Source organism: Streptomyces sp. MP131-18, assembly GCF_001984575.1.
Lineage (GTDB): Bacteria > Actinomycetota > Actinomycetes > Streptomycetales > Streptomycetaceae > Streptomyces > Streptomyces johnsoniae.
The window spans coordinates 2,982,890-2,998,811 of sequence record NZ_LZNS01000001.1; the positions used below are offsets into that span (position 1 = coordinate 2,982,890).

The following is a 15,922-nucleotide window of genomic DNA, read 5'->3' on the forward strand; positions in this document are numbered from 1 at the left end:
TCGTAACGCGCGTAGACCACGCGAGAAGCCCCGCATTCCTCCCGTTATCAGATCGGTGTGAACGCAACGTGTGCGCAACATTGAACGGTGCACGCACGTCCCGCGCGGCGGCGGCTTCGCTCAGCTCAGCAGGGCGGCTCCGGTGAGGAGGTCGACGCCGACGCCGATGGCGCTCTCGTCGATGTCGAAGTCACCCTGATGGATGTCCCGCGGGGCGGCCGACGCGTCCCCCGGGGGCCGCACGCCGAGGCGGGCCATCGCGCCGGGCACGTGCTCCAGGTACCAGGAGAAGTCCTCGCCGCCGAGGCTCTGTTCGGTCTCGCCCACCGCCTGCGCGCCGAAGCGGGCGGTCATCGCCTCGGCGAGCAGGGCCGTGGACGCGGCGTCGTTGACCACGGGCGGGACGCCGCGGATGTACTTGATCTCGGACTTGGCGCGGTACATCGCCGCCACCTCGTCCACCGCCGCGTGCACCAGGTCGGGCGCCGCCCGCCACGCGGCCAGGTCGAGGCAGCGCATCGTGCCCGACAGCTCCGCCGTCTGGGGAATCACGTTGGGCGCGTGGCCGGTGGTGAGGCGGCCCCAGGTGATGGCCATACCGGCGCGTGTGTCCACGCGGCGGGCGATCAGGGCCGGCACCTCGGTGGCCACCTTGGCCGCGGCGGTGACCAGGTCGGTCGTCAGGTGCGGGCGCGCGGTGTGGCCGCCGGGCCCGGCGAGGGTGACCTCGATCCGGTCGCAGGCCGAGGTGATCGCGCCGACGCGCACGCCGATGCGGCCCGCGTCCACCTTGGGGTCGCAGTGCAGGGCGAGAATCCGCCCGACGCCGTCCAGGACGCCGGTATCGACGACGTCCTGGGCGCCGCCGGGCAGCACTTCCTCGGCCGGCTGGAACAGCAGCCGCACCGGACGGGGCAGCAGGCCGCGCCCGGCCAGCCGGGTCAGCATCAGGCCCGCGCCGAGCACGATGGTCGCGTGCACGTCGTGCCCGCAGGCGTGGGCGCGGCCGGGCACGGTGGAACGGTAGGGCACGGTCTTGGTGTCCGGGATGGGCAGCGCGTCGATGTCGGCGCGCAGCGCCAGAAGCGGCCCCTCGGCGCCGGGCGGCCTGATGTCACAGACCAGACCGGTGCCGGTGTCGAGCACCCGCGGCGCGAGACCGGCTCTTTCGAGCCTGTCCTTGAGCACCGCGGTGGTGCGGACCTCCTGGTTGCCCAGCTCGGGGTGCATGTGCAGGTCGCGGCGGAACGCGATCAGCTCCGCCCGCAGGTCTGCGTCGAGCGTCGTGGGCGTGGACTCCGGAGACAGCAGATCACTCACGTGATTGAGATTAGCCTCATCCGAGCCCTCGGGGGCGGTTGATCATCCAAAGTTCATACTCCAGAAGGAGGGTGCGGCGCATGACGCGGAGCGTGAATGGGTATGACTCGCCTTTTCACTCCCGTTCCGCCCCTCCCCCTGTGGCGCAGGTCACGTCGCTTCGCCGTGCGCCTGCCGCGGGGACGAGGCCGGGGCGGGCCGGCCGCGGGTGCCGCGGGTGCCGCGGGCCGTACTGGTCACCTGGGAGAGGAAGCCGCTCGCGCGTGCGGTGACGCCGTCGGTGAACCACGCCTCGGCGACCTCGCACACCACGACCTCCGCCGTGGTGTCCGAGAGGACCCGCGGCAGGGTGTGGACGACGGTGGAGGGAAAGCTCAGGATCTTCGACCCGATCGGCCCGCGCCGCGCGACCAGTTCGAGCGGGAGATCGGGCCTGATGATCTCGACGCCGGCCTCGTTCGTCAGGCGGCGCAGCTTCTCGCTGCCCTCCTTGCGGTGCGCGAAGTACCGCGTGACGCCGTGTTCCGCGGCCAGTTCGCGGACCGCGCCGACATAGCGGTCCTCGTGCAGGACACCCGTCTCGACCAGCGAGGTGCCGACGAGGTCGGCGCCGCCGGTGAGCCGCGGGGCGCGGAAGTGGTCCCTGGTCCAGGAGAACGTGTTGTCGGTGACGGTGACGCCCGCCAGGGCCTCGACCGGCATCGCGGTGAACACCTCGACGCTGCGCCCGGCCGCGGGGGTGAGCCGGCGCACGGCCCGGCGGGCGACCGGCGCGAAGAGCACGGCCCGCGGACCGCGCGCCGCCGGCCGGTGCCAGCGCACCAGCCGCTCGCCGCGCGCGAGTTGCGCGGCGAACTCCATGGTGGCGGTGCCGTCGTCGACGACGACGACGTCACAGCGCCCGGCCATGGACAGCAGCAGCTGGAGATAGTGGGAGAACGGGTCCCCGATCACGAGCCTGCGGGCCCGCCGCAGCGGCCCTGCGAGCGCGGCCAGGGCCCGCGACGGCGTCACGGCGCCACCGCGGGCCTCGCGCCACAGCACACGGCATCCGGAGTCCCTCGCCAGCTGCGCCATGCGGCGCAACTGGCCCCTGCTGGTCGGGTCTTGGGGCGGCAATATGATCACGGTGAAGGCGCCGGGTCCGGTGGTGTGGGCCCATTCCAGCGTGTTCAGCAGCTGAACCGGGCTCTCTGCGAACGCCAGCGTCTCCGCGCGCGCGTCAGTCATGCCTCTCCGTCCGCTTTCCTGTGTGCAGATGTCCGGGCCGCCTCGCGCCGGCGGCCCGGAAGCCCCGTCAGACCGAGGCGGGTGCAGGCGCCGAGCCGCCCTGATCGGCCACGACGCCCTTGACACGGCGCAGCTTCTTCATCGGACCGAGCTCGCTGTCGTAGACCTTCTTGACGCCGTCCCCGAGGGAGTCCTCGATGATCCGAATGTCCCGGACCAGGCGCGTCAAACCCTGCGGCTCGACCGAAGCGGCTTGGTCGGAACCCCACATGGCGCGGTCGAGGGTGATGTGCCGCTCGACGAACGTGGCGCCGAGCGCCACCGCGGCCAGCGTGGTCTGCAGACCGGTCTCGTGCCCCGAGTACCCGATGGGCACGTTGGGGTACTCGGCCTGGAGGGTGTGGATCACCCGCAGGTTCAGCTCCTCGGCCTTGGCCGGGTAGGTGCTGGTGGCGTGGCAGAGCAGGATGTTCTCGCTGCCGAGCACCTCGACCGCGTGCCGGATCTGCTGGGGCGTGGACATCCCGGTGGACAGGATGACCGTGCGGCCGGTGGCGCGCAGGGCGCGCAGCAGCTCGTCGTCGGTCAGGGAGGCCGAGGCGACCTTGTGGGCCGGCACGTCGAACTGCTCCAGGAACTCGACGGCCTCGGTGTCCCAGGGCGACGCGAACCAGTGGATGTTGCGCTCGGCGCAGTACTCGGAAATGGCCCGGTACTGCTCCTCGCCGAACTCCACCCGGTGCCGGTAGTCGATGTAGGTCATCCGGCCCCACGGGGTGTCCCGCTCGATGTCCCACTGGTCGCGCGGCGTGCAGATCTCCGGAGTCCGCTTCTGGAACTTCACGGCGTCACAGCCGGCTTCCGCGGCGGCATCGATCAGCGCGAAGGCGTTCTCCAGGTCGCCGTTGTGGTTGATGCCGATTTCGCCAGTGATGTAGACCGGGCGGCCGGGGCCCACGACACGGTCCCCGAAGGTACGGAGGCGGTTGCCAGGGGTCATGATGCTGTCAGTTCCTTTCCGAGAATCCACGAGGCGATCTCGCGGATCGCGCCTGCGCCTCCCGGCGCGGAGGTGACCGCGCGAGCGGCGCCGCGCACCACGTCGTGGGCGCTGGCGACCGCGACCGGCCAGCCGACAAGGTCGAAGCACGGCAGGTCGTTGACGTCGTTGCCCGCGTAGAGCACGCGCTCCGGCGCGATTCCTTGCTCCTCGCACCACTGCTTGAGGGCGAGGTCCTTCCGGTCGATGCCGTGCAGCACGGGGATGCGCAGCTTGCGCGCCCGTGCGGCAACGACCGGGTTCTCCTCCGTGGACAGAATCAGCAGGGGCAGTCCCGCGCGGCGCAGCGCGGCGATGCCGAGCCCGTCGCCGCGGTGCACGGCGACCAGCTCCCGTCCTTCGGAGTCGACGAGCACCCGGTCATCCGTCTGGGTGCCGTCGAAATCGAGTACCACCGCGTCGATATCGGCGCGGGTCGGCAGGTAGTCGGGGAACGGGGCGGCAGGGAACGCGGCCTTGCCGCCGTCGAACAGCGGAGCCAGCGCGCGGGCGCGCGCCAGGTCGTGCGGGTCGTCGATCTCCAGCACGCGGGCCGGATCGGTGCGCACCAGCTCGGTGCGCCCGAAGAAGCGGTGCCGCTCCTCGCGGAAGCCCTCGGCGCGCATCGCGTAGGCGGCGCCGGTCTCCAGCAGGTCCTGCGGCCGGTCCTGGCGGCGCGGCCGGTATGCCTTGTCGTGGTTGACGCCGTGGCCGCCGGTGTGGCCGGCCTCGCGCCAGATGTAGCCGTGGAACGCGGCCACCGTCAGCGCGGAGTCGGCGCCGTCGAGGACCGCGGCCGCCACGCCGTCCAGCTCCTCGCGGGTGAGGAAGGGGCTGGTGCACTGGACGAGGAGCACGACGTCGACCGTGACGCCGTGCCGCTCCTCGTAGACGCCCATGGCGTGCAGGACGGCGGCCTCGCTGGTCGCGGTGTCGTTGGAGATCTCGGTGGGGCGCTCGATCACTTCCGCGCCCGCGGCGTGCGCGGAGGCGGCGATGCCGGGGTCGTCGGTGGAGACGACGACGGAGGTCAGCAGGCGCGTCGCACGGCACTCGCGGACGGCACGGGTGATGAGGGGGGCGTCACCGACCGGCGCGAGGTTCTTCCCAGGCACCCCCTTGGAACCCCCGCGCGCGGGGATCACAGCCAGAACAGTGCTCATGGTCACGCCTTCATTTCCTGGTCGGTTACCTTCTGGGATGATTGTCCGCCCGGCGGCGGGAGTTCCGCAGCGCTCGCGTCCGTCGCAATGGTCACAGCTGCCCCCAGCGGCGGATGATCGGCGCGACGCGCTGCACTCCCGCGCGGTAGGCGCCGCGAGCGGTACGGCGGAGCAGGCGGCGCGAGGCTCCCCGCATGCCGTCCTGCGAACCGGCCGCCTGGTGCCCGGCCTTCGGCTCGCCCTTGAGGTCGAGCCCGTGCCGGGCGAGGACGCCGGGCAGGTAACCGGGGGCGGTGCGGGCGGTGTAGTAAGGGGCGAGCGGCAGCAGCCCGGCCTGCCCGCGCTGGTCGAGCAGCCCGGCGAGCCGGCCGCGCGCGGTGGCGAAGGCGTGCTCGTGCGGGGTGGCGATGCCCTGGTCGGCCAGCCATTCCGGCTCGGGCTCGGGCAGGTACCCGGCGTCCAGCTCGTCCCAGGAGGCGAAGCAGCCGGAGCCGATGAAGTAGTGGTTGCCCAGGGCCTCGCGGATGCCGAGGTCGCTGAGGACCGCCGTGGGAACGGACCGGTGCAGCGACTCCAGGGCCGCGGTGGAACTGACGGTGACCAGCAGGTCGGTCTCGTCCAGGATCTCACCCATGTTGCCGTAGGCGAGACGGAAGTTGGCCGGCTGATCCTCCTTGATCCGCTCCGCGAGGCGCTGGTAGGGCAGCTCCTCGATGTGCGTGGTGTGCTCGCTCGGCTTGCTGCGGAGCTTGAGGATCACCTCGCGGTCCGGGTGGCGCCTGGCGTGCGCGACGGCGCGCTCCAGCAGGTACACGCGGTCCTTGCGCGTGGTGGGAACGGACGGCTGGACGGCGAACACGACCCGGTAGGGCCGCTCGCCGCGCTCCGCGGGACCGGGGTCGTACGCGCGTCCGTCGAGGAACGGCAGCGCGCATTCGGTGACGCAGGAGCTGTCGGCGCGCACTCCGTCATAGACCGCGCGGAACCGCCGCGCGTCATAACGGCTGTTGGCGAGCACAAGATCGGCGCCGTGCCGAAGAAGGAGGCCGTCCGGCAGTTTTTCGTAGACGACGCCGACATAGCCGGTGATGACGACGGGTCTGTGCGTCGCGGTACGCCAGGCGTGCGCCAGTCCGTGCAGCATCGCCTGGATGGTGCCCCCCACGCAGGCGAGGACGAGGACGTCGAACGGCTCGTCCGCCCCGTCGCCGTGTGCGCGCCGCCCGAGGTCGGCGAGGAAGTCCGCCGCGCTGACCTCGGAGAGAGCGTCGGCGTCCGCGCCGATCTCCGCCAGCTGGCGCTCCGTCGGTGTGGCGCGCCCCCACAGCAGATAGCCGTGGACGGTCGACCCGGGAGCGATCCGGCGCGCGGTGAGCGCGCCCCACTTCCACCGGGTATCGGAATCCGCCAGCACTGCCACACGGAGTGGGGTGGGGGATGAATCGGGCACGGATTGAACATTAGGCAGCGGTATCGAGTGCCGGGCCAACTCAGTCACAACAAACAGTTAACAGCATGACACGCTAAAACCAACTCACCCGTCGCGGGCACAGGTTCAACTCACGATAAGCGGAAGTTCATAAAGAAATCCCGAAGCAGATGAACGATGTTCACCTGACGGGGCAGGATGAGCACGAGGCGGCCCGGGTACGCCCCGGCGGCTTCGCACGCCCGGCGCCCGCCACTCAGCGTACCGTCGCCATCACGTCACGTGACACCTGGTGGGGAGGCGAGCGCGCCCCGCACCGCGGGCCGGTGGACGTGCGGGGTGATTGACCCCCAGGAGCATCCGGCGAGCATTCCAGTGAGCTTCCGGAGCGGCGCGCGGCGGGCAGAGGCCGACGGGAAGCGGCCGGCGGGCGCGCGGCCCCCCGCGGGGGCCTGGTCGTGTCAGGGAGGCCGGAGGCCGGGTGCGCGGGCGGGGCTAGGGGGAAAGCCGCCCCGCCCGCGCCTGGGGCTCCCTGAGGTACGGGGGGGACCTCGGGATTGCCCCGTCGGCCGGTGACCAGTCGGCCTGTTCCTTACTGCGCCGTAGCCTCGATTTCCGTTACACGCCGGGGAAGTGCGCCCGGAGCGTCAGTCCTCTCCGAGCTCCACCAACTGCGCCAGCCTGCGCAGACCCCGATGGTTCGCCGTCCGTACCGCGCCGGGACGGCAGCCGAGAAGAGAGGCCGCCCGCCGCGAGTCGAGGCCGAACAGCGTGCGTAAGACCACGGCTTCCGCCTGCTCCTGCGGCAGCTCGCGGACCAGGGCGAACGCCCTGGTCGTGGCCAGTGCGGCCATGGCCTCCTCGGCGGTGTCCGACGAGGCGGGCACGTCGGCGAGCGTCGTCTCGTCGGCGCGCATCTCCTGCGGGCGCCGCCCGCGTGCCCTGAGGTGATCCAGCGCGCGATTGCGCGCGATTCTCGCGGTCCAGCCCCGGAAACGGTCGGCGTCGCCGCTGAAGCGGGAAAGGTCCCGCGATATGTGCAGCCACGCCTCCGCTGTGACATCCTCCACGTCCGGCTCCGCGACGATGGTGCGCACGTAGCCGAGCAGCCGCGGATGGACCGCTTTGAAAACGGCCCCGAACGCGGTTTCGTCCCCTTCCTGCGCCGCGTGCACCGCCGCGGTCAGGTCGATGTCTGCCCCCTGCACTCCCGGCCCCCCTTTGCGGCCCTGACACCGCAGTCTTCTCAGAGCTGGTAACTGTGAGTCTCTGGTGTCTGAACGCTACGCGTCCCGGACGGCTGAGTCCATGGCGCATCCGGACGTATCCGCTCGGTAACAGAATGGCGGGACCGGACGCTGTAGGGGATACGGACCCGGGCCCGGCCAGGCTCGCGTCCGGCGGCAGCCGGGGTCTCTCCTGTGGGGGGTGGCGGCCCCGGCTGTTCGCAGTCCCCGCGGCCTGGCGGCGCCTGAAGGCTCCGCGGCTCATGTCCGCTCCACTCGTTCGACCAACTGGGTGAACTCCGCCCAGCCGGGGCCTGGTTCCCGCGGGTCCCACAGTTTCTGGGCGACGGCGGCGAGCGGCAGCCTGATGCCCTCGGCCACCTGCTCGGGAGTCTGGGCATCGGCGAGGTCGCACCAGACGGCCAGCCGCCCGCCCGGCACGTGCTCGGCACCGGCGTACTCCTCCGGCACCGGGGTGCTGCCGCGCAGCACGTCGGGCGTCCACTCCTCGTAGATCCGCTGCCCGGTCGGGTAGGTGAACTGGTTCGGCTCGCCGAGCACGTAGTAGAGGTACTCGGAGTTGAGATTGACCAGCCGCCATCCGCCGTCCAGGTACTCCTCGGGCTCGCGGGCGCCCTGCTCGCGACCCGTCCAGTAGGCGACCTGCCGGTCCTGGTCCGGCTCGACGACGCCGCCGCGGTGCATGCCGTCGTTCCACACCTGCGGCATCTTGTCCGCCTCGCGCGCGGTCTCGGCGCGGTCGTTCAGCCAGCCGGTGGCCAGGTCCGAGACGCCGGCGTCCGCGCCGTGGCGCTCGCGCGCGGCCTCCGCGAGCCCCGGGTAGGTGGCCTCGGGGTCCGTGGCGTTCAGCGCCACGTACTCGTCGCCGCCGAGGTGCATGAAGCGGCCGGGGAAAAGGTCGGCGTACTCGCGCAGCAGCTCGTCGACGAGGTCGGCGGCGGCCGGGTCGGCGATGTCGATGGCGCCCTCGGCCGGACTGCCGTCCGCCCTGGTCAGCTGGAGGTCGGGGTGGGCGGCGAGCACCGCGCCGAGGTGGCCGGGCGAGTCGATCTCGGGGATCACGGTGATGTGCAGCGACTCGGCGAGGTCGAGGATGCCGCGTACCTCGTCCTTGGTGAGGTGCGTGTCGGAGACGACCTCGGGGTGGGAATCGCTCTCGATGCGGAAGCCCTGGTCGTCGCTGAAGTGCAGCTGGAGCTGGTTGAGCTTGAGGTCGGCCATCTCGTGCAGCCGGTCCTCGATCCACGCGGCGGGGAAGTGCTTGCGCGCGATGTCGAGCATCAGGCCGCGCTGCGGCCGGTCCGGCCGGTCGGAGACGGTGCCCTGCGGCAGGCCGCCGCGGTCGGTCACGGACTGCCGCACGGTGCGGGTGCCGTAGAACACGCCGGCCTCGGTCCTGCCGGTGACGGTGACCTGCCGGTCGTCGGTCATCAGGGTGTAGCCCTCGGCGCCGGTGTCCGCGTCCGGGTCGAGGACGAGGGCGATGTCGCCTGGGCCCGCGCCGTCCGCGGCGCGGTCGGCGTCCAGTTCCCCGGCGAGCCGGTCGGCCTCGTCGGCGAGCGGTCCCTCGGGGTCGGCGACGACGCGGGTGGAGTCGGCTGGTGCCCAGCCGGGCCCGGAGGCCGATTCGAACGACCGCACGAAGGGGATGGTTTCCGGGGCCCCCGAGGGGCCGGTGGGCAGGGCGGAGGGGGCGGGGGACGTGGGGGTGGCCGCTTGCCGGCCGGCCGCTCCGGGACGCTCCGTGACCGGCGCGTCGTCGGTCCGCTGTACGACGGTGACCACCGTGGCAACGGCGATCACCAGCACAGCCGCGGCCAGTGCGAATATTCGCCATGGCGCACGTTGCATACCTCGAAGGTAACCGTTGGCCATGGCCCCGCAAACGGATGACGTCCCCGCCCGTTTGCTTCCGCCGAAGGCCCCAGGGACGGTGCGAGCGGGCCCCGCGGATACCATGACCGCGGCCGGTGGACCGTATCCGGCCGGGCCAGCGGCCCACTGAGCGTCGTGTGAAGGGTTCTTCCGTGCCGGCAGGAACGTTGTACCGCGGCCGGGAAGGCATGTGGTCATGGGTGGCGCACCGCGTCACCGGTGTCCTCGTTTTCTTCTTCCTGTTCGTCCATGTGCTGGACACCGCCCTCGTCCGCGTCTCCCCCGAGGCGTACGACGACACCATCGCGCTGTACAAGATGCCCCTGGTCGCCGTGATGGAGTACGGCCTGGTCGCCGCCGTACTGTTCCACGCGCTGAACGGGCTGCGCGTCGTGGCCGTCGACTTCTGGTCGAAGGGCGCCCGCTACCAGAAGCAGATGCTGTGGAGCGTGGTGGGCGTGTGGGCTGTTCTGATGGCCGGGGCCGCCTATCCGGTGCTCGGGCACGCGTTCCGTGAGCTGTTCGGGAGCTGATGATCATGGCCATCGACACGAACGGGTCCAGCCCCTCCGGCTACGGTCCCGACCACCCCGCGCCCGTCATCGAGCCGCCGCGCGCCCGCACCCGCCGCACCCCGCGCACCACCCGCACCAACTTCGAGATGTACGGCTGGCTGTTCATGCGGGTCTCCGGCATCCTCCTCGTGGTGCTGGTGATCACGCATCTGATGATCCAGCTGGTCCTCGACGGCGGTGTCAGCAAGGTGAGTTTCGCCTTCGTGGCGGGCCGCTGGGCCTCACCGTTCTGGCAGGCATGGGACCTCATCATGCTGTGGCTGGCCATGCTGCACGGCGGTCTCGGCCTGCGGACCATCATCAACGACTATGCGCAGCGCGACGGCACGCGCTTCTGGCTGAAGATGCTCCTGTACACGGCCACGGTCTTCACCGTGCTGCTGGGCACCCTGGTGATCTTCACCTTCGACCCGAACATCAGCTGAAGGACCCCGGGGTGTGACGACAGCCATGCAGATCCACAAGTACGACACCGTCATCGTCGGCGCGGGCGGCGCCGGCATGCGCGCGGCCATCGAGGCCACCAAACGCAGCAGGACCGCGGTCCTGACCAAGCTGTACCCCACCCGCTCCCACACCGGCGCCGCCCAGGGCGGTATGGCCGCGGCCCTCGCGAACGTCGAGGACGACAACTGGGAGTGGCACACCTTCGACACGGTCAAGGGCGGCGACTACCTGGTCGACCAGGACGCCGCGGAGATCCTGGCCAAGGAGGCCATCGACTCGGTTCTCGACCTGGAGAAGATGGGCCTGCCGTTCAACCGCACGCCCGAGGGCCGCATCGACCAGCGCCGCTTCGGCGGCCACAGCCGCAACCACGGCGAGGCCCCGGTGCGCCGCTCCTGCTACGCGGCCGACCGCACCGGGCACATGATCCTCCAGACGCTGTACCAGAACTGCGTGAAGGAGGGCGTGGAGTTCTTCAACGAGTTCTACGTGCTCGACCTGCTGCTGAACGACGTGGCCGGGGTCCGCAGCACCGCGGGCGTGGTGGCGTACGAGCTGGCGACCGGCGAGCTGCACGTCTTCCAGGCCAAGGCGGTCGTCTTCGCCTCCGGGGGCAACGGCAAGTTCTACCGGGTCACCTCCAACGCGCACACGCTCACGGGCGACGGGCAGGCGGCAGCGTTCCGGCGCGGACTGCCGCTTGAGGACATGGAGTTCTTCCAGTTCCACCCGACCGGCATCTGGAAGATGGGCATCCTGCTCACCGAGGGCGCCCGCGGCGAGGGCGGCATCCTGCGCAACAAGGACGGCGAGCGCTTCATGGAGAAGTACGCGCCGGTGATGAAGGACCTGGCCTCCCGCGACGTCGTCTCGCGGTCCATCTACACCGAGATCCGCGAGGGCCGCGGCTGCGGTCCCGAGGGGGACCACGTCTACCTGGACCTCACCCACCTGCCGCCCGAGCAGCTGGACGCGAAGCTGCCGGACATCACCGAGTTCGCGCGCACCTACCTGGGCATCGAGCCGTACACCGACCCCATTCCGATCCAGCCGACCGCGCACTACGCGATGGGCGGCATCCCGACCAACGTGCGCGGTGAAGTGCTGGCCAACAACACCGACGTCGTGCCCGGCCTGTACGCGGCCGGCGAGGTCGCCTGCGTGTCCGTGCACGGCGCGAACCGGCTCGGCACCAACTCGCTGCTCGACATCAATGTGTTCGGCCGCCGCGCGGGCGTCGCCGCCGCCGAGTACGCGGCCACCGCCGGCTTCGTCGACCTGCCGGAGGCGCCCGCGCAGTTCGTGGCCGACGAGGTCGAGCGGATGCGGGACGCCACGGGCAACGAGCGGGTCACCGAGATCCGCAAGGCGCTCCAGGACACCATGGACAAGAACGCGATGGTCTTCCGCACCGAGCAGACGCTCAAGGAGGCGCTGGAGGAGATCACGGCGCTGCGCAGCCGCTACCGGAACGTGTCGGTCCAGGACAAGGGCCGCCGCTACAACACCGACCTGCTCGAAGCGCTCGAACTGGGCAATCTGCTGGAGCTGGCCGAGGTGCTGGTGTTCTCCGCGCTGGCCCGCAAGGAGTCCCGCGGCGGGCACTACCGCGAGGACTACCCCAACCGCGACGACGTCAATTTCATGCGGCACACGATGGCGTACCGCGAGACCGACACCGAGGGCAACGAGTCGATCCGGCTGGACTACAAGCCGGTCGTCCAGACCCGCTACCAGCCGACGGAGCGTAAGTACTGATGGCAACCCCGACGTTGGAGAAGCAGCCCGCGGCCGACACCGGCCACCTGGTGACGGTGACGTTCCGCATCCGCCGGTTCGACCCGGAACGGTCCGCGGACGCGTACTGGCAGGACTTCGAGCTGAGGATCGATCCGAAGGAGCGGGTGCTCGACGGGCTGCACCAGATCAAGTGGGAGCACGACGGCTCCCTGACGTTCCGCCGCTCCTGCGCGCACGGCATCTGCGGCTCGGACGCCATGCGGATCAACGGCAAGAACCGGCTGGCCTGCAAGGTCCTCATCAAGGACATCGCCGATGTCAAGGACGGCGTCGGCACCAAGCCCGTCGTGATCGAGGCGATGAAGGGCATGACGGTCCTGAAGGACCTGATCGTCGACATGGACCCGTTCTTCCAGGCGTACCGGGACATGATGCCGTTCCTGATCACGTCGGGGAACGAACCGACCCGCGAGCGCCGCCAGTCGCCGCGCGACCGGGAGCGCTTCGACGACACCACCAAGTGCATCCTGTGCGCCGCCTGCACCTCCTCCTGCCCGGTGTTCTGGAACGACGGGCAGTACTTCGGCCCCGCGGCCATCGTCAACGCGCACCGCTTCATCTTCGACTCGCGCGACGAGGGCGGGGAGCAGCGCCTGGAGATCCTGAACGACCGGGACGGGGTGTGGCGTTGCCGCACCATCTTCAACTGCACGGACGCCTGCCCGCGTGGCATCCAGGTCACCAAGGCCATCCAGGAGGTCAAGCAGGCGCTGATCACCCGCCGCTTCTGACCGGGTCCCTCAGCGGGCGGCGCGGAGCACCAGTGTGACGAAGCCGAGCACCCCGCGGTAGCCGCCGAGCCAGCCCGCGCGGTGCGCGGTGGCCGTCTCCAGGGCCTCGGCCGCGGCGGGGTGGTCGGCGTGGTCGAGGACCCAGCGGGTCAGCGAGCCGGTCCAGTGCCACTCGTAGTCGTCCCACTCGGCGAGCGAGGAGGTATGCCCGAACACCGGTGCCCAGCCGTCCTCCAGGACCAGCTCGACGGTCGTCCCCAGATCGGCGAACTCCTCGGGCACCGCGTCGAGCGCGGCCAGCGCCGCCGGCGTGGGCGGGCGTTCCCAGAAGCCCTCCCCGACGACCACGCAGCCGCCGGGCGCCAGATGGGGACGCACCGACGTCAGGGTCTGGAGCAGCCCGCCGAACGCGTGGGTGGCACCCACGCACAGCACCGCGTCGAACGGCTGGTCCGACGTGAAGCCCGCGGCCGACGTCTCGTGCAGCGTCAGGCGGTCGGCCACCCCGGCGCCCTCGGCCGCGCGCGCGGCGGCGGCCAGCGCCGCCCCGTTCACATCCACGCCCACCGCCCGCGCCGCCGGCCGGGCGGCCAGCGCCCGCAGCGGCCACGCGCCCTCCCCGCAGCCGAGGTCGAGCAGGCGCCCCGCGCCGTCCGGCACATGCGCGAGGGCCGCGTCCAGCAAGGCGTCGGCCGAGGCGTCGGACAGCGGCGCCGCGATCGGGTGCTCCGCGTGGGTGATCAGGTGCCTCTCATAACTCTCCATGCCGCAAGCCTCGCACCCCCCGGCGGCTTCCCTGCGGCCGGACGCGGTGTCACGCTGAAACACATGAACGATCTGTTGTCCCGGCTGCGCGCGGGCCTGCCCGCGGAAGCGGTCCTCACCGACAGCGACGTCACCGCCTCCTACGCCCACGACATGGCCAGCTTCTGCCCCGCGGGCGCGCCCGCGGCCGTGGTGCTGCCCCGCACCGTCGAGCAGGTCCAGCACGTGATGCGCACGGCGACTTCAGTCCGGGTGCCCGTCGTGCCCCAGGGCGCGCGGACCGGCCTGTCCGGGGCGGCCAACGCCACCGACGGCTGCATCGTGCTGTCCCTGCTCCGGATGGACCGCGTCCTGCGGATCGACCCGGTCGACCGCATCGCCGTGGTGGAGCCCGGGGTGGTCAACGCCGACCTGTCCAAGGCGGTGGCCGCCCACGGCCTGGCCTACCCGCCGGATCCCTCCAGCTGGGAGCAGTGCACCATCGGCGGGAACATCGGCACCGGCTCGGGCGGCCTGTGCTGCGTCAAGTACGGGGTGACCGCCGAGTACGTGCTCGGCCTCGACGTCGTGCTCGCCGACGGGCGGCTGCTGAGCACCGGCAGGAGCACCGCCAAGGGCGTCGCCGGATACGACCTGACCCGCCTGTTCGTCGGCTCGGAGGGCACGCTGGGCGTGGTGGTCCGCGCCGTGCTGGCGCTCAAGCCGGCGCCACCGCGGCAGCTGGTGCTGGCCGCCGAGTTCGGCTCGGCCGCGGCGGCGGGCGAGGCGGTCGCCCGGATCATGGCCGAGGGGCACACGCCCTCGCTGCTCGAACTGATGGACGCCACGACGATCGCCGCGGTCAACCGGATGACGAAGATGGGCCTGCCCGAATCGACGCAGGCGCTGCTGCTCGCCGCGTTCGACACCGCGGACCCGGCGGCCGACCTGGCCGCGGTGGGCGAGTTGTGCCGCGCCGCGGGCGCGGCCGAGGTGGTCCCGGCCGACGACGAGGCCGAGTCCGAGCTGCTGCTGGCCGCCCGCCGGGCGGCGCTGCCCGCGCTGGAGGCGGTGAAGGGCACCACGATGATCGACGACGTGTGCGTGCCGCGCAGCAGGCTGGCCGACATGCTCGACGGGGTGGCCCGCATCGCGGCGGAACACCGGCTGACCATCGGCGTGTGCGCCCACGCCGGCGACGGGAACACGCATCCCACCGTGTGCTTCGACGCCACCGACGAGGACGAGGCGCGGCGGGCCCGCGCCTCGTTCGACGCGATCATGGACCTCGGCCTGCGGCTCGGCGGCACCATCACGGGCGAGCACGGCGTCGGCGTCCTCAAACGGGACTGGCTCGCCCGCGAACTCGGTCCTGTGGGCCTTGAGATGCAGCGTTCCATCCGTCAGGTCTTCGACCCGCTCGGCATTCTCAACCCGGGCAAGGTCCTCTGAGGGCGCGGGTCACTGCTCCGTCCCGGGCAGCGCGGGCCCTGGCGGGGTGCACAGGTGGTCGACCAGCCGCCGGTGCAGCTCCTCGGGCTCGCGGTTCAGCTCCGGAACGACGCGGGTGCGCCAGGTCTCGGCGAACCGTTCGAGTGCCCGGTCGAGCGCGCGCTGCTGCATGCGCCGGGTCGCCAGCAGCGGCACCGCGGCGACCGGCCTGGCCAGGCCGCGGCCGCGGATCATGACGACGACGTCGAGCCGCCAGGTCCCGTCCGGGCCCGGGCGGGGCCCGGCGTGGACGGCAGCCCGCAGTATCGGGTGCCGGGCGCGGACGATCAGCGCCGGGCGGCCGGGCGAGGCGCCGCCCGTGGTGACGGCCTCCCACCAGCGGCCGAGGTCGAGCACGCCGCTCAGCGTGAACCAGCGCAGCCGCCTGCGGCGCCCGTCCGGCCGCCGCAGCGCACCGTCCAGGGACACCTCGGCCCGTTCCGGACGCTCGGCGCCACGCAGCCACAGGGCGGACACCATGCGGGCGCTCGCCGTCCTGCCGCCCTCGGGGATCAGGTGCGCGGGCTCGGTCACCTCGATCCGCACCCCCGTTTCGCGACCGCGGTCCCAGGCCAGCAGCTCGGCGTCCACGGTCTGTCCCTCGCTGTCGACCAGCCCGTATCTCGCACCGGGCCGCAGATGCTGCCCGGAGCGCAGGGCGATGTCGACAACGGGCCTGCCGTCGGGGGCGACGAGCTGGCTCCCTTCACCGCGCAGGCTTTCCAGGACCGCGTGCGCCACGTCGAGGGAGCGCTCGACGTGGCCGCGGCTGACGGAGGTCAGGGTGATCGTGTGCCGTAGGCGTGCCATGCCCGCATCCTGCCGTACGGA

Annotated in this window: 13 protein-coding genes and 1 pseudogene; 5 read left to right on the plus strand and 9 right to left on the minus strand. The window is 71.7% G+C overall.

Features of this window, described 5'->3' with window-relative positions; genetic code table 11:
* Nucleotides 1-120: 120 nt before the first annotated feature.
* The 7 genes and pseudogenes from STBA_RS13185 to STBA_RS13215 form a co-directional block, all read right to left on the minus strand.
* On the minus strand, nucleotides 121-1,320 hold the full coding sequence (locus STBA_RS13185; protein WP_077059432.1) for an amidohydrolase: 1,200 nt from the start codon (nucleotides 1,318-1,320) through the stop codon (nucleotides 121-123).
* Nucleotides 1,321-1,470: 150 nt separating this feature from the next.
* Nucleotides 1,471-2,550 (minus strand): hypothetical protein, encoded by a 1,080-nt coding sequence (locus STBA_RS13190; RefSeq protein WP_077059433.1) that lies wholly within the window; start codon nucleotides 2,548-2,550, stop codon nucleotides 1,471-1,473.
* A gap of 67 nt (nucleotides 2,551-2,617) precedes the next feature.
* A complete protein-coding gene (locus STBA_RS13195; protein ID WP_077059434.1) occupies nucleotides 2,618-3,550 on the minus strand; it encodes an N-acetylneuraminate synthase family protein in 933 nt (310 codons plus the stop codon).
* Entirely contained in the window at nucleotides 3,547-4,752 is a 1,206-nt protein-coding gene (locus STBA_RS13200; RefSeq protein WP_077059435.1) for an N-acylneuraminate cytidylyltransferase, read from the minus strand. Before STBA_RS13200 ends, STBA_RS13195 begins: the two co-directional genes overlap by 4 nt.
* Nucleotides 4,753-4,843: 91 nt before the next feature.
* Nucleotides 4,844-6,202, minus strand: a complete 1,359-nt coding sequence (locus STBA_RS13205) for a DUF6716 putative glycosyltransferase (RefSeq protein WP_077059436.1) — start codon at nucleotides 6,200-6,202, stop codon at nucleotides 4,844-4,846.
* A 641-nt stretch (nucleotides 6,203-6,843) separates the two neighbouring features.
* Nucleotides 6,844-7,389 (minus strand): annotated as a pseudogene (locus STBA_RS13210) (RNA polymerase sigma factor); the annotation flags it as partial.
* Between the two features lie 279 nt (nucleotides 7,390-7,668).
* Entirely contained in the window at nucleotides 7,669-9,279 is a 1,611-nt protein-coding gene (locus STBA_RS13215; RefSeq protein ID WP_077059437.1) for a family 20 glycosylhydrolase, read from the minus strand.
* Between the two features lie 176 nt (nucleotides 9,280-9,455).
* On the opposite strand from STBA_RS13215, the gene sdhC reads away from it, so the two are divergent.
* The 4 genes from sdhC to STBA_RS13235 are packed head-to-tail and all read left to right on the plus strand — an operon-like array spanning nucleotide 9,456 to nucleotide 12,856.
* A complete protein-coding gene (gene sdhC, locus STBA_RS13220; protein WP_077063301.1) occupies nucleotides 9,456-9,836 on the plus strand; it encodes a succinate dehydrogenase, cytochrome b556 subunit in 381 nt (126 codons plus the stop codon).
* Between the two features lie 5 nt (nucleotides 9,837-9,841).
* Nucleotides 9,842-10,303 (plus strand): succinate dehydrogenase, hydrophobic membrane anchor protein, encoded by a 462-nt coding sequence (sdhD, locus tag STBA_RS13225; protein WP_077063302.1) that lies wholly within the window; start codon nucleotides 9,842-9,844, stop codon nucleotides 10,301-10,303.
* A gap of 25 nt (nucleotides 10,304-10,328) precedes the next feature.
* Nucleotides 10,329-12,083, plus strand: a complete 1,755-nt coding sequence (sdhA, locus tag STBA_RS13230; RefSeq protein WP_077059438.1) for a succinate dehydrogenase flavoprotein subunit — start codon at nucleotides 10,329-10,331, stop codon at nucleotides 12,081-12,083.
* Complete coding sequence (locus tag STBA_RS13235) at nucleotides 12,083-12,856, plus strand: succinate dehydrogenase iron-sulfur subunit (protein ID WP_077059439.1); 774 nt, start codon at nucleotides 12,083-12,085, stop codon at nucleotides 12,854-12,856. Before sdhA ends, STBA_RS13235 begins: the two co-directional genes overlap by 1 nt.
* A 9-nt stretch (nucleotides 12,857-12,865) precedes the next feature.
* On the opposite strand, the gene STBA_RS13240 is transcribed toward STBA_RS13235, so the two are convergent.
* Nucleotides 12,866-13,621, minus strand: coding sequence for a class I SAM-dependent methyltransferase (locus STBA_RS13240; protein ID WP_077059440.1), 756 nt, complete (start codon nucleotides 13,619-13,621; stop codon nucleotides 12,866-12,868).
* A 63-nt stretch (nucleotides 13,622-13,684) separates the two neighbouring features.
* On the opposite strand from STBA_RS13240, the gene STBA_RS13245 reads away from it, so the two are divergent.
* Nucleotides 13,685-15,052: an FAD-linked oxidase C-terminal domain-containing protein gene (locus STBA_RS13245; RefSeq protein ID WP_077059441.1), complete on the plus strand. Its 1,368-nt coding sequence runs from the start codon at nucleotides 13,685-13,687 to the stop codon at nucleotides 15,050-15,052.
* 9 nt (nucleotides 15,053-15,061) lie between these two features.
* Here the strand turns inward: STBA_RS13245 and STBA_RS13250 are convergent, their stop codons facing one another.
* Nucleotides 15,062-15,901, minus strand: a complete 840-nt coding sequence (locus STBA_RS13250) for a hypothetical protein (protein WP_077059442.1) — start codon at nucleotides 15,899-15,901, stop codon at nucleotides 15,062-15,064.
* Nucleotides 15,902-15,922: the final 21 nt, after the last annotated feature.